Origin of the sequence: Moritella sp. (genome assembly GCF_013215705.1) — a bacterium.
In the GTDB taxonomy this organism is placed as follows: Bacteria; Pseudomonadota; Gammaproteobacteria; order Enterobacterales; family Moritellaceae; genus Moritella.
Genome location: NZ_JABSQR010000008.1, coordinates 63,703 through 75,835, shown reverse-complemented (window position 1 = coordinate 75,835; position 12,133 = coordinate 63,703). Strand labels below are relative to the sequence as shown.

Sequence of the window (12,133 nt, the reverse complement as noted above, 5' to 3'; positions counted from 1 at the left end):
CTAAATATGGGCTTTCATTGGGAGAATAAACAAATGGTCTATTATTTCGCTTTTGGTCTGAACGGTTTAATTACCGACTCATCGCATTCAAGGAAAGGACCATCCATCAAATCAATGCAATAAGGGATAGCTGGGAATACCGCATCTAAACATTCGCGGATTGATTTCGGTTTACCCGGTAAATTCACAATTAATGTGTCTGCACGTAGCCCAGCCGTTTGACGAGAAAGAATTGCAGTTGGAACAAATTTTAACGATTCAGCACGCATTAACTCGCCAAATCCAGGCATCATACGATCACAAACCGCTTCTGTCGCTTCTGGCGTTACGTCACGCTTAGCAGGGCCTGTGCCACCTGTTGTTACGATCAAACTACAGTTTTGCTCATCTGCCATTTTGATTAATGTTGCTTCAATCACGTCTTGCTCATCAGGAATAACTTCATAAACAGCTTCCCACTCAGAAGTCAGGTACTCGTTTAATACAGCGATAATGGCTTTACCAGAAAGATCTTCGTATATGCCAGCACTGGCTCTATCACTTACTGTCACAATACCGATTTTAGCTTTAGTCATGTTTATTCCATATAGCCTATTTGATTAATGCCTAATTTTAACTGAAGCGATGTGATGTGTAAAATCAACGAGTTGATCTACCTCAAGCTATATTATAACTAAAAGTAAAAAAACTTGGCTACCTCGCTGTAATTATAGTCATCCCAACTCACAGCTAAGACTGCATCGTGGCCTGTTTCATTTAGCCACAATACAGAATATTGCTATGTATTAGTCAACGACTTTGACTTTTCAGTATTTTTATTTAACGTAAAATCGTGGATTAGCCGAGCCCCATAAGGTATAAAGTTCTGGGAAGATAAGGTCTGCATTTTTTTCCATTTCAGAAATCGTAATTCGTTCTTTGTTTTCAGCACCAAAAAGCGTTACCTCTTGCCCAGGAGAAACGCCTTTAATATCAGTAATATCGACCATAGTTGTATTCATTGATGTCATGCCAATAACTTTTGCTCGTTGACCATTAATAATCACTTCACTTGTATTACCCATCTTACGAGGATAACCATCAGAGTAACCCACAGGTAGGTTTGCCAGGATACTTGCACGTTTAACGGTATAAGTACTGTCATAACCAACAGTTTGGCCTTCAGGCAGGTGATGAATTGACGCAATACGTGTTTTAAACGACACAATTGAAGGGTATTCAGGGTTAGTTGGTAAATCACCATAAAAAACGCCGCCCGGTCTAACCATATCAAGCTGTGCTTCTTTCACATTAATCGCCGTATAAGAGTTTGCAACATGCAAAATAATATCATCTCGATTTAGTGATGCATGCTTCATTAACCAAGTACTATTTTGTTTAAATTCAACCAATTTATTACGGATATATTCTGCATTGTAATTAGGAAAATGAGTCATGATCCCAACTACTTCAATACCTTTTGATGTAGCGATAGTAACAGCCTCCTGCTTGCCAGACTCAGATGACATATCAATACCGTTTCTTCCCATGCCACCATCATTTAATGCGATATGAACCTTAATGGATTTACCTGTTTTCTGATAAAGTGCTGCCAATTGTTCTACTTGACTCTCGCTCCCAATTAACTCTTCGATATTCAGTTCTAAGCTCTGTTTAATTTCATCTATACTCGCAGAACGAACACGCATAAGCTGACCATCAAAGCCACTTACTCGCACCAATCGAGCTTCTGCATTACTCGCAATGGCAATACAGGGTATCCCCTGAGCGATTACCGTAGGCATCAGACCACGGATCCCATTTCCATACGCATCTGCCTTCATAACCGCACAGATCTTAGTACCGGGCTTAATGTGTTTTTTAAACTGTTGAATGTTTTGTTCGAACTGGCCTAAATTTATCTCTAACCAAGCATTGGATTGCTGGATCTCTTGTCGAGACGGAATCGGATTATCTAATAATAATGGGGCTGAGCTAGTTAAAAATGACGGAAGCAAAAGAGAAGCGATTGATAAAGATAATAATTTTTGTTTAAAGGTCACGAGAAATCCTACATAAATAAAGCCCTCAGAAACGAGGGCATAAAATTAACTAAAGTTTGAAACGGCCCATTGCATTTTGCAATGTTAAAGATAATTGACTGAGTTCGCGGCATGACTCTGCCATTTTCTCTGCGCCATTAGCTGCATCCTGAGAAGAAACATGAATATTTTCTACGTTTCTACTTAGCTCATCAGCAACACAGTCTTGTTCACTACATGCACTCGCAATTTGCGCACCCATATCAGCTATATGTGCAATGGATTCTTCGATTGACAACATAAACTGTTGCGAATTAATACCTTGCTCTACACATGTTTCGATACTGGCACGAGAACGAGCCGTCGCATCACTGGCCTCTTTAGACATTAGTTGTAGTTTTTCAATAATGACAGTGATCTCTCCGGTTGAAGCTTGTGTGCGTCCTGCAAGAGTTCGCACTTCATCAGCAACCACTGCAAAACCTCGACCTGATTCACCGGCTCGTGCAGCTTCAATCGCAGCATTCAACGCTAATAAATTAGTCTGTTCTGCTATATCACGGATAACGTCGACGACAACATTAATTTGTCTAGACTGCAGTTCTAACTCAGAAACAGAATCACCCGCTAAGCCAACTAGGTTAGCAACTTCTTGAATGGAATTAACCATGTCTTCATTGTTACGCGCACCTGCTTTTGATTTGTCATTCGCGCTAGATGCCTGAGAAGCAGATTGCTCAGTATTATTTGCCACCTCAGCCACAGCCGCTTTCATTTCTGTCATTGCTGTTGCAACTTGAGTGATTTGACATTGCTGATCTTTCATTCCATCCGCAGATGAATTGGAAACAAGGCTCATATCTCCAACCGCATTACTCAGTTTAGTCACTGCAGAAATAATCTCATGAATCAGCTGACGTAGATTACTTTGCATTTTAAGTGATGCATCGGCCAAAGTGCCTAATTCATCATTACCAATACAGTCTCGATCTAGTTTTTGTGCTAAATTGCCATTTGCAATTGCGTTGGCTTGCTCAACGACTAATTTAAGAGGACCACAAATAAGTCGAGTCAACATCATGGTCATCCCCACCATAAGCACTAAAATCGTAATATTGCCGATAATAGAGGTAGTGTTTAAACTCATAACCGAATTCAAAATTGAATCACGATTCTGATCTAATGCCTCTTTTAAGATCTCGATAAGCTTATTAATATCTGATTCAAGACTTTCAAATTGAGTAAGAGACTGTGCCAATATTGGATATGCGGCAGCATTATCCATCGCAAGCATTTTATTGTTAAATTGGTCCATACGTAAAAGATACTGGTTCCAATTATTCATCAACCGATTGAATGTTCGAGTTTCTTCACCCGGCCACACGGTTTTACCATAAGCAGCCAAACCCACTTTAATTTTTTTACGAAGCTGTTTATTACGCTGGATAAACTGTTCTATCTTGATTTTATCTTGAAGAGGAATAATAGCAAACTGGCTACGACGTAAAAGAGACATTTTATCGCGTATTTCATCCACTTCAAATACCGCAGGTAAAGTATCATCGGTGTAGTTCAGCAGTTCACCCTTGATCTTTCCTAGCTCCGTAATAAGGAGTAGGCCTAGCGCCAAATTGATCATCGCAATAATCGTAAAAGCAAGAGCAATTTTCTTGCCTATCGAAAGGTTTTTAGCAAACATAAGTGAATTACCTTAAATATACATTTCTATAACCAGCAATATCCTATACATAGGACTGCCAGCAAAATTATATGTCGAAAAGCCGTGCAAGCTATCATCTCGATACGCGGTTAACAACAGTAATATTTACATTGCTTACATCCCACATAAACCGGTCACGCAACGCTCGATTCGAGTTCAAATTATCAGCAATCACCTCATAAACCAATCCAATTTACACTATCTATAATTAGATAGTGCAAAACTAACCATCGAATAAAGTTAAATATTGACATACACGAAAATTTCACATTCAAACCCCACAGGAACATCACGACCACAACATTCCATTAACGCCCTTATCAAAAAAGGTGTTTTCATGTTGGCATTATTTATTGATCTAGCTGTAACGATCCCAGTGGACGATTTTATTATACAAGAATACAAAGCAGCGGAAGTATTGCTCACAACAGATATTTCGCTGCTAAGCATAATAGGATTACTGGGTAAACAAGTTCTGACATCAAGCATAACAAGTACAGGAAATACAGTTACAGATTTTGTAGTAAAGTTTGTATAATCAACAACCGGAGTCACGTTCCAACGTGAGATGTCTCCCAATTACACATAAAACAATCACTGCAAGCCCCTCCCTGTTAACGTGACAATAAAAATCCTGTTTTAGATCATTAATTTTGTTGTTAACAATCGTTTTATCATCCCTTTTTAGGTACCTTGTCGGTTGTGATATCTAAAGACTATTTTAAATATCAAATTATTTTATTACTCACTTTAATACAATAAAAAAAAGGTGTTTTCATGTTGGAATTATTTATTGGTCTGGCTGTGACTATCGCAGTGGGCTATTTCATTGTAAAAGAATACAAAGCAGCTGGCGTATTGTTAACCGCAGGTATAACACTACTTATCGCCACCGGTATTCTTGGCAAACAAATACTACCTGGGCACATACAAACAACCGGTAATATACTCACCGATTCATTAGAGTTTGTTAAGTACATGTTGCAACATCGTGGTGGCGGCTTAGGCATGCAAATTATGTTGCTATGTGGTTTTGCAGCTTACATGACTAAAATTGATGCCAACAATGTGGTTGTGAAACAATTTTCAAAACCACTGTCATTTATCAAATCACCTTATACCCTACTTGTTGCGGCCTATATTGTTGCTTGCTTAATGTCACTAGCGGTAAGCTCTGCGACAGGTCTTGGTGTACTACTCATGGCGACCTTATTCCCAATGATGACGGCAATAGGTATATCTCGACCAGCGGCCGTCGCAGTTTGTGCATCACCTGCTGCAATCATTTTGTCCCCAACGTCTGGTGATGTGGTTGTCGCAGCCGAAAAAGCTGGATTACCACTGCATGTATTCGCTGTTGAGACAGTACTACCAGTATCAATCAGTGCCATCATTGTTATGGCTGCCGCGGCATTTTTCTGGAATCGGTATTTAGACAAAAAAGAAAATACGCCTATGGTCAAAACAGATATCTCAGAAATAACGGTAACCGCACCAGGCTATTATTCAATTCTGCCATTTTTACCCATCGTAGGTGTATTTGTATTTAATGGATCTACAATTGAAGGGTTGGAACTGGATATCTATACCATCGTGGTTTTTTCTATCTTTATTAGCGCAATTGTCGACTTCATCACTAAGCGATTTAACGGTAAGGCAACCTTAGAAGATTTAGAAGCCTGTTACGAAGGAATGGGCGATGCATTTAAAGGTGTAGTCATGCTATTAGTCGCTGCGGGTGTATTTGCACAGGGCTTAATGTCTATTGGTGCGATTGATAATTTAATCGGTCTAGCTGAAGCAGCTGGAGCTGGTGGGTTTGCATTAATGCTGATGTTGACAGGTTTAACTGTTGCGGCAGCAATAGCGACAGGTTCAGGAAACGCACCTTTTTACGCATTTGTTGAACTAGCCCCTACCCTTGCCGGTAAAATGGGCTTAAACCCAGCTTTCTTAATTATTCCTATGCTACAGGCATCGAATCTCGGTCGCACAATATCTCCGGTCTCAGGTGTAATTGTAGCGACCAGTGGCATGGCTAAAATTAGTCCATTTGAAGTGGTTAAACGGACTTCAGTCCCCGTGTTAGCAGGCTTAATAACCGTTATCGGTGGTACTATGGTTCTTGTCCCTATGTATGCTTAATCTTACAGTTTTAGTTTTAAATTAAGCTAAATAACGAATATTAACGATATAAGAGGCTAGGATGGAAACCCCTAGCGTTAAATGACCTCGACTGTGATTAATACCTAAAAATCCCTAGTGCTGCATGCTTATTGCGTGCAGTACTAGGCCAATAGCATATTAACATTATTATGTGGTCGGTAACGATGGCGTTAAACGGTCTTATCGGTGCTGGCGTACCGCATGATTGGCTAACACACGTGATTGGATGACCATGCACTTAGTGAACGTGAAAATATCACCTTGGAAGTAAGTCGTAAGATTTTAGAAGCTGCATTATAAGATCTCTTTTATATACAATATCGGCTGGTTGGTAATATGGCCAACCTTTAAAATGCTAACCATATACACTTAATTTTACTTATTTCATGTAGCCATCTAACCAGCGGAATAATTCGCTGTAAACACGCTCTCGGACATCCTGACGGGAAAGTACTAAATCGTGTAAACCATCTTCAATACGGATCTTAGTTATAACATCACCAATATTATCAGCATATTTATCGATTGCATCAACGTTTAGTACGGTATCTGTTCGTGATGCTTTTTCGGTATAAAAAAGAGGTGAACTACTGTATTTAGAATGCATGACTAAGATCGGCATTTTAATATTTAGACCTTTATGCAAAATATTTTGTGCTTTATACACAGACGCAAGCCAACCCGAATAAACAGGAATGTTACCATTTACAACAGGTTTCCAGTCGTAGTTAAATTCCCATTCACCGTAATAATCATTACTTAACGACTTGCCATATACTTTAAGAGCTGGAGGTGTTGGTAGTTTACAGTATGGGCAGAGTAGGCCTGCACTAATTACGGCCGTCGCTAGCGGGGTTTCAGAAAAATACGGACTGTTTAAGAATACTGCATCAATTGTATTGTCATCCTGAAACTTATTAGCATAGATAGCGCTAATTAAGCCACCAGTTGAGTGCCCGGCTAATAATAGTTGGTTATTACCTTCTTCACCGCGAATAATGTGGATAGATTTGGTTATCTCTTCATCATATTCACTGATATCCTTCATCATATTAGGATGCTGGTTTGGTAGCATCGAACGGCCATATTTTCTCAGGTCTAAAGCATAGAAATTATAACCATGGTCTATATATTCTTTGGCCATTTCTTCTTGGAAAAAATAGTCTGAGTAGCCATGAATATATAAAACTGCTTTTGTAGAAGTAAAATCATTACGTTGTCTGATTAGGGTTGCAATTGCTTCCCCGTCATAATCATCCGGTAATGCTATTGTTGTGGTTTCAAAGTTAGATAGTTCAGTATCTGCTTGCCAGGTTATTGCATAGACGGGGTTAATTAATCCGATGAACAAAGTGGTCATAGCTAACATGTTTTTCAAAATACACTCCCTAAAAATACCTATAAGAGGGTGTTATGTTATCATTTATGATTGTGTATGTTGTGACTTATATCACTTAGCATATTTAATTAAGCGTTTATTCTGCATTGCGAACGTTATGTTCTTATGTTCTTATACTATTGTAATATAATAGCTATTTGATAAAGAAGGGATAATAGTATCGAATAAGTCGATCTTAGCCTTAACTTAATTACACATCTTAAATCTGGTAGAGTAGATAACTCTCAGATATTTAATGCTATAGAGGAAAAACAAGTGAATTACCAAGCTGCTATTTTTGATATGGACGGACTACTTCTTGATACAGAGCGTGTTTGTAAGAGGATCTTTGAAGAAGCATGTGCCTCATTATCAATTCCTTTTTTAGAAGATGTCTACTTAGATATTATAGGTCGTAATTCTCAAGGCATTGAAAAAGTCATTCGCGCAGGTTATGGCAGCGACTTAGATTACCCAGTACTACATGAAGCGTGGCGTATTCGCTATAACGCCGTCGTTAAACACCAAGCCATCCCAGTTAAAGACGGTGTTGTTGAACTCTTAACATGGTTAAAAAATAACAACATTCCGACGGCTGTTGCAACATCAACACAACAAGATGTGGCTAAAATAAAATTAAATCTTGCCGGTTTAGACCACTATTTTGATAATTTAACCACTGGTTGCGAAGTTAAAAATGGTAAACCAGACCCTGAAATTTATTTACTTGCGGCAGACCGCTTAAATATTCAGCCAGAGCAATGTTTAGCCTTTGAAGATTCTAATAATGGTGTACGCGCTGCTGTAAGCGCGAATATGCAAACATTCCAAATACCTGATCTTGTCCAACCAACTACAGAAATATTGACATTAGGTCATACTGTAACCCATTCTTTATCAAACGTTTTAGCTACTCTAAAGAAAAATTCACAAGCTGCATAATATACTTGAAGTAACTTGAGTATAAATATACTCCCACCTCGAGTAACGCTTCTGCCAAAAACAAACTAAAATTATTGATATGCGGGTTATTAGAGGTAATCAATATGTCTGTATTTAACGAAACCATGCGCCAGAGAGGCAAAGCTGAAGAAGATATATTCTTTGCTAAGTTAGATCTTGAACTTATCTCGGCGCTACACAAGAAATTAGATAAAGAACAGCAACAAGAATTACAGCAAATACCAACGGAATCAGGTTACGATCGTTAGCGCTTAAACCTGCAAGGCAGATGTCGAATCAAAAAATAACGAGACCAGCGCCTTCAAAGCACCATGATCAACCAAAGTAGCACTACCAACAACAAAAATGATAATGCCTGCAATAAAATAACGGAATAAACTATGCATTCCATCATCCAAAATAGCTTCTGGTGAACTATTGTCAGATTGCGGTCTATCGGCAGACACTAAGATCTTTTTGTGTTGAAAATACCGATGTAAATTAAATCGAGCAATTGCAGCAAACAAAAAACCCGATAACATAATTACGCCCAATATTAACTCTAATTCAGTCATTACTCTTCCTTAAGTATACATAACAACAATTCAATGAAATATATTAAACAACCTTATCATTAAGTTATAACATCATTGAATTAAAAAAGTATGACACTGGGACTAATATATGACTATTCGTCATTTTATAAGTAAAAAAAAGCTGAAATGAATAATCATTCCAGCTTTTACTAATAACATGTTATTTACTACTAGTTAACGACATAAATAAAGTGGTAAAGCTCTGAATTTACAATGCGGTCTCTAGGATCTTACGGCTTACTTCCAAGGTGATATTTTTACGTTCACCCAGTGCTACCATGCCGTGTTTCTCTAGTTTTGCAATCAGATTATCGATGTCACCCGCTGTAATACCCACTTCAGTAAGGGTTGTAGGTACTTCCATTGCTTTAAAGAAAGCTTCTGTTTTTGCTATCGCTTGATCGATTTTTTCATCTTCGTCAGCAACAGTAATATTCCAAATTCGTTCCGCATATTGCAATAGTTTACTGCGTTTATCCTCACGAAGTACTTTCATTACTGCTGGCAATACGATAGATAAACTACGCGCGTGGTCAATGCCATGTGCAGCAGTCAATTCATGGCCAATCATATGCGTGGCCCAATCATGTGGAACACCAGCACCAATAAGACCGTTTAGCGCCATCGTTGCTGACCACATAATATTACCACGAACGTCTAAGTCGTCTTTCGTTTCAGGCTTTAAAGCTTTTGGCCCTTCTTCGGTCAGCGTTAACAATAACCCTTCAGAAAAACGATCTTGTACTTTAGCGTTGATGCTATAAGTCATGTATTGTTCCATAGTATGAACAAATGCATCAACAACGCCGTTACTGATTTGGCGATCAGATAGGCTTAAACTAACCGCAGGATCAAGGATCGCAAAAGTAGGTCGAACAAGCGGACTACCAAATGATAACTTGCTGCCGTCACGCATAATTACCGCACCACCATTTGACTCAGACCCGGTAGCAGGTAAGGTTAATACCGCGCCCAAAGGTAATGCTTTAGTAACCGACGCACCTTTACTCAAGATATCCCAAGCATCATCACCTTCAAATACAGCGGCTGCAGCAATAAATTTACTACCATCAACAACAGAACCTCCACCAACAGCAAGGATATAATCAACATTGTGCTTGTTAATAACGTCAACAGCTTTAATTAATTGGTCGTATGTTGGATTAGGTTCAATACCTGAAAATTCAACCCAATTATGCTCAGACAACGCAGCCACAACCTGATCATAAACACCATTTGATTTGATCGAACCGCCGCCATAAGTCACTAACACTTTAGCATCTAATGGGATTTCTTTGCTTATAACTTTAATTTGATCATCACCAAAGTGAATGCGAGTTGGGTTTTGAAACGTAAAATTCAACATGTTTGTTTCCTAATATTAAGCGTGTGCGATTAGTTTTTCAGCTACTAATGCAGAAGACGCAGGATTTTGACCTGTAATGATCAAGCCATCTTGTACAGCAAACGGTGTCCAATCAGCAACCTTCTGATAGTCACCGCCACGCTTTACAAGCTCATCTTCTAATAAAAATGGTACGATATCAGTTAATTGTACCGCATCTTCTTCTGTATTTGAAAAACCTGTTACGGCTTTACCCTTAATTACATACTCACCTTCAGGTGTTTTAACATTCAGTAGCGCCGCACTTGCATGACAAACCGCTGACACAGGTTTGTTATTCGCAATAAAAGCAGCGAGTAAATCAATTGATGTTTGGTTGTCCGTTAAATCCCAAAGTGGACCGTGGCCGCCTGGGTAAAATACGGCATCAAAGTCTTGCTCGTTTACATCAACGAGTTTCACTGTTGTCGCCAGCGCTTGCTGTGCGGCATCATCAGCATCAAAACGACGAGTTGCATCTGTTTGCATGCTTTCATCGGCACTTTTAGGATCAATCGGTGGCTTGCCACCAGCCGGAGAAGCCAGAGTAATGTTCATACCGGCATCAAGGAACACATAATAAGGTGCAGCGAGTTCTTCAACCCAAAAACCGGTCTTTTCACCTGTATTACCTAAATCTGCATGTGATGTTAAAACCACTAAAATATTTTTGATCATACTGTTGTTATTCATCATAGTTTCTCTCATTTTAAATTTAGACATCAATTTATGTCCGAGCTGTTATGCCACTGTTTATTAATAATGACTTGGTTTATTAATCGTTACTTGGCTTATTAATAGCGGCTTGTTAACAGCGAATAGAAACAGTCTATACCTCAACATTAAATCTAACAATGCAGAGTATATTGATTACACTGTTCGAATTTTTGATACAATGTAACTAATATCACTATCTGGATTAGTTATGAATGTATCATTTGAACAATTAAAAAGTATGGTTGTTTACGCACAAATTGTCGAACAAGGCACGCTTTCCGCGGCAGCTCGGCATTTAAACCTCTCACGTGCAGTAGTCAGTTACCATCTTAAAAAGCTGGAAACCCATTTAGGACTAAAATTACTTAATCGAACCACACGCAGTTTTACGCTCACCGAAGCAGGACAGCAGTATTACCAGCACTGCCAAGAAATTGCCCAACAGGCTGAAGCAGCAAATCAACAAATAGAAAATTTAAAGCATGAACCTGAAGGGTTATTAAAGATAACCTGTCCGGTCAATGTAGGATTGCAGATAATTGTTCCGGCATTAAACATGTTCAAGATCCAATTTCCGAAGATTGAATTAGACATAATACTTACTGATGATATTGTAAACATCATGCAAGAAGGAATTGATCTGGCGATCAGGGGCGCTCCATTAGTTGATTCAGGCTTGCAAGCACTAAAATTAATATCAATGAAAACCTGCTTATGTGCATCACCTGATTACTTAAACAAATATGGTAGACCCGTTTCCCCAACTGAACTGAACGAACATAATTGGGTATTATATAAATTAAGTTCAAGTACCTTAACACTGTCCAAAGGCACTCGTGCTTATAGCGTTAAACCAAAAGGAAGTATAAGTACCAACAATGCAGCAGCACGTACAGCATTTGTCGAGGGTGGTCATGGCATTGCAAGGATCCCGCTTTACGATGCTGCACCCAAGATTGCCTCACACAAACTCGAACAACTGTTGTTTGATTATGAATTATCAAACATTGAACTATACGGCGTTTTTCCTCCGGGGAGCGCGGGTTCGAAAAAACATCGTGTGTTATTAAGTTTCTTAAAGGAACATTTCAATCATTTAGCGAAAATTATGTGAGCAAGATCGAACTATTACTTTTTAGGCATTATTAATCAAGTCTAAACGTCTCTAAACTAGGGTTTGACGCTAGACTTAAAATTAGTTTTAAACAA

12 protein-coding genes are annotated in these 12,133 nt (G+C 38.8%); 5 read left to right on the top strand and 7 right to left on the bottom strand.

The annotated features are described in order from the left end of the window. Window positions 1-41 precede the first annotated feature (41 nt). The 3 genes from mog to HRT96_RS06190 form a co-directional block, all read right to left on the bottom strand. The gene (mog, locus tag HRT96_RS06200; protein WP_293153788.1) at window positions 42-575 is read right to left on the bottom strand and encodes a molybdopterin adenylyltransferase; all 534 of its coding nucleotides are present in this window, start codon (window positions 573-575) and stop codon (window positions 42-44) included. Window positions 576-815: 240 nt separating this feature from the next. After that, the gene (alr, locus tag HRT96_RS06195) at window positions 816-2,042 is read right to left on the bottom strand and encodes an alanine racemase (protein ID WP_293153785.1); all 1,227 of its coding nucleotides are present in this window, start codon (window positions 2,040-2,042) and stop codon (window positions 816-818) included. 49 nt (window positions 2,043-2,091) lie between these two features. Then, window positions 2,092-3,720, bottom strand: a complete 1,629-nt coding sequence (locus tag HRT96_RS06190) for a methyl-accepting chemotaxis protein (RefSeq protein ID WP_293153782.1) — start codon at window positions 3,718-3,720, stop codon at window positions 2,092-2,094. Between the two features lie 358 nt (window positions 3,721-4,078). Here HRT96_RS06190 and HRT96_RS06185 point away from each other — a divergent pair, with 358 nt between their 5' ends. Together HRT96_RS06185 and dcuC are read left to right on the top strand one after the other, a co-directional pair. Beyond that, the gene (locus tag HRT96_RS06185; protein ID WP_293153779.1) at window positions 4,079-4,279 is read left to right on the top strand and encodes a hypothetical protein; all 201 of its coding nucleotides are present in this window, start codon (window positions 4,079-4,081) and stop codon (window positions 4,277-4,279) included. A 239-nt stretch (window positions 4,280-4,518) separates the two neighbouring features. Beyond that, window positions 4,519-5,886, top strand: a complete 1,368-nt coding sequence (dcuC, locus tag HRT96_RS06180) for an anaerobic C4-dicarboxylate transporter DcuC (protein WP_293153776.1) — start codon at window positions 4,519-4,521, stop codon at window positions 5,884-5,886. A gap of 400 nt (window positions 5,887-6,286) precedes the next feature. On the opposite strand, the gene HRT96_RS06175 is transcribed toward dcuC, so the two are convergent. Next, window positions 6,287-7,276 carry an alpha/beta hydrolase gene (locus HRT96_RS06175; protein ID WP_293154205.1) on the bottom strand — a complete coding sequence of 330 codons (990 nt, stop codon included), beginning with the start codon at window positions 7,274-7,276 and terminating at the stop codon, window positions 6,287-6,289. 285 nt (window positions 7,277-7,561) lie between these two features. Between HRT96_RS06175 and HRT96_RS06170 the strand changes: the two genes are divergently transcribed. Then, complete coding sequence (locus HRT96_RS06170; RefSeq protein ID WP_293153773.1) at window positions 7,562-8,227, top strand: HAD family phosphatase; 666 nt, start codon at window positions 7,562-7,564, stop codon at window positions 8,225-8,227. Between the two features lie 104 nt (window positions 8,228-8,331). Continuing rightward, window positions 8,332-8,496, top strand: a complete 165-nt coding sequence (locus HRT96_RS06165) for a hypothetical protein (protein WP_293153770.1) — start codon at window positions 8,332-8,334, stop codon at window positions 8,494-8,496. Between the two features lie 3 nt (window positions 8,497-8,499). On the opposite strand, the gene HRT96_RS06160 is transcribed toward HRT96_RS06165, so the two are convergent. The 3 genes from HRT96_RS06160 to HRT96_RS06150 all read right to left on the bottom strand — a co-directional run bounded on the left by HRT96_RS06160 (window position 8,500) and on the right by HRT96_RS06150 (window position 10,885). Next, entirely contained in the window at window positions 8,500-8,802 is a 303-nt protein-coding gene (locus HRT96_RS06160; protein ID WP_293153767.1) for a hypothetical protein, read from the bottom strand. Between the two features lie 229 nt (window positions 8,803-9,031). Further along, complete coding sequence (locus HRT96_RS06155; protein ID WP_293153764.1) at window positions 9,032-10,189, bottom strand: iron-containing alcohol dehydrogenase; 1,158 nt, start codon at window positions 10,187-10,189, stop codon at window positions 9,032-9,034. A 15-nt stretch (window positions 10,190-10,204) separates the two neighbouring features. After that, a complete protein-coding gene (locus tag HRT96_RS06150; RefSeq protein WP_293154203.1) occupies window positions 10,205-10,885 on the bottom strand; it encodes a type 1 glutamine amidotransferase domain-containing protein in 681 nt (226 codons plus the stop codon). Between the two features lie 247 nt (window positions 10,886-11,132). Here HRT96_RS06150 and HRT96_RS06145 point away from each other — a divergent pair, with 247 nt between their 5' ends. Then, on the top strand, window positions 11,133-12,038 hold the full coding sequence (locus tag HRT96_RS06145) for a LysR family transcriptional regulator (protein ID WP_293153761.1): 906 nt from the start codon (window positions 11,133-11,135) through the stop codon (window positions 12,036-12,038). Window positions 12,039-12,133: the final 95 nt, after the last annotated feature.

Coding starts and splice junctions, on each gene's coding strand:
- dcuC (WP_293153776.1), top strand. CDS start 4,519: ATGTTGGAATTATTTATTGGTCTGGCTGTGACTATCGCAGTGGGCTAT.
- HRT96_RS06155 (WP_293153764.1), bottom strand. CDS start 10,189: ATGTTGAATTTTACGTTTCAAAACCCAACTCGCATTCACTTTGGTGAT.
- HRT96_RS06185 (WP_293153779.1), top strand. CDS start 4,079: ATGTTGGCATTATTTATTGATCTAGCTGTAACGATCCCAGTGGACGAT.
- HRT96_RS06150 (WP_293154203.1), bottom strand. CDS start 10,885: ATGATCAAAAATATTTTAGTGGTTTTAACATCACATGCAGATTTAGGT.
- HRT96_RS06175 (WP_293154205.1), bottom strand. CDS start 7,276: ATGTTAGCTATGACCACTTTGTTCATCGGATTAATTAACCCCGTCTAT.
- HRT96_RS06165 (WP_293153770.1), top strand. CDS start 8,332: ATGTCTGTATTTAACGAAACCATGCGCCAGAGAGGCAAAGCTGAAGAA.
- HRT96_RS06145 (WP_293153761.1), top strand. CDS start 11,133: ATGAATGTATCATTTGAACAATTAAAAAGTATGGTTGTTTACGCACAA.
- mog (WP_293153788.1), bottom strand. CDS start 575: ATGACTAAAGCTAAAATCGGTATTGTGACAGTAAGTGATAGAGCCAGT.
- HRT96_RS06190 (WP_293153782.1), bottom strand. CDS start 3,720: ATGTTTGCTAAAAACCTTTCGATAGGCAAGAAAATTGCTCTTGCTTTT.
- HRT96_RS06160 (WP_293153767.1), bottom strand. CDS start 8,802: ATGACTGAATTAGAGTTAATATTGGGCGTAATTATGTTATCGGGTTTT.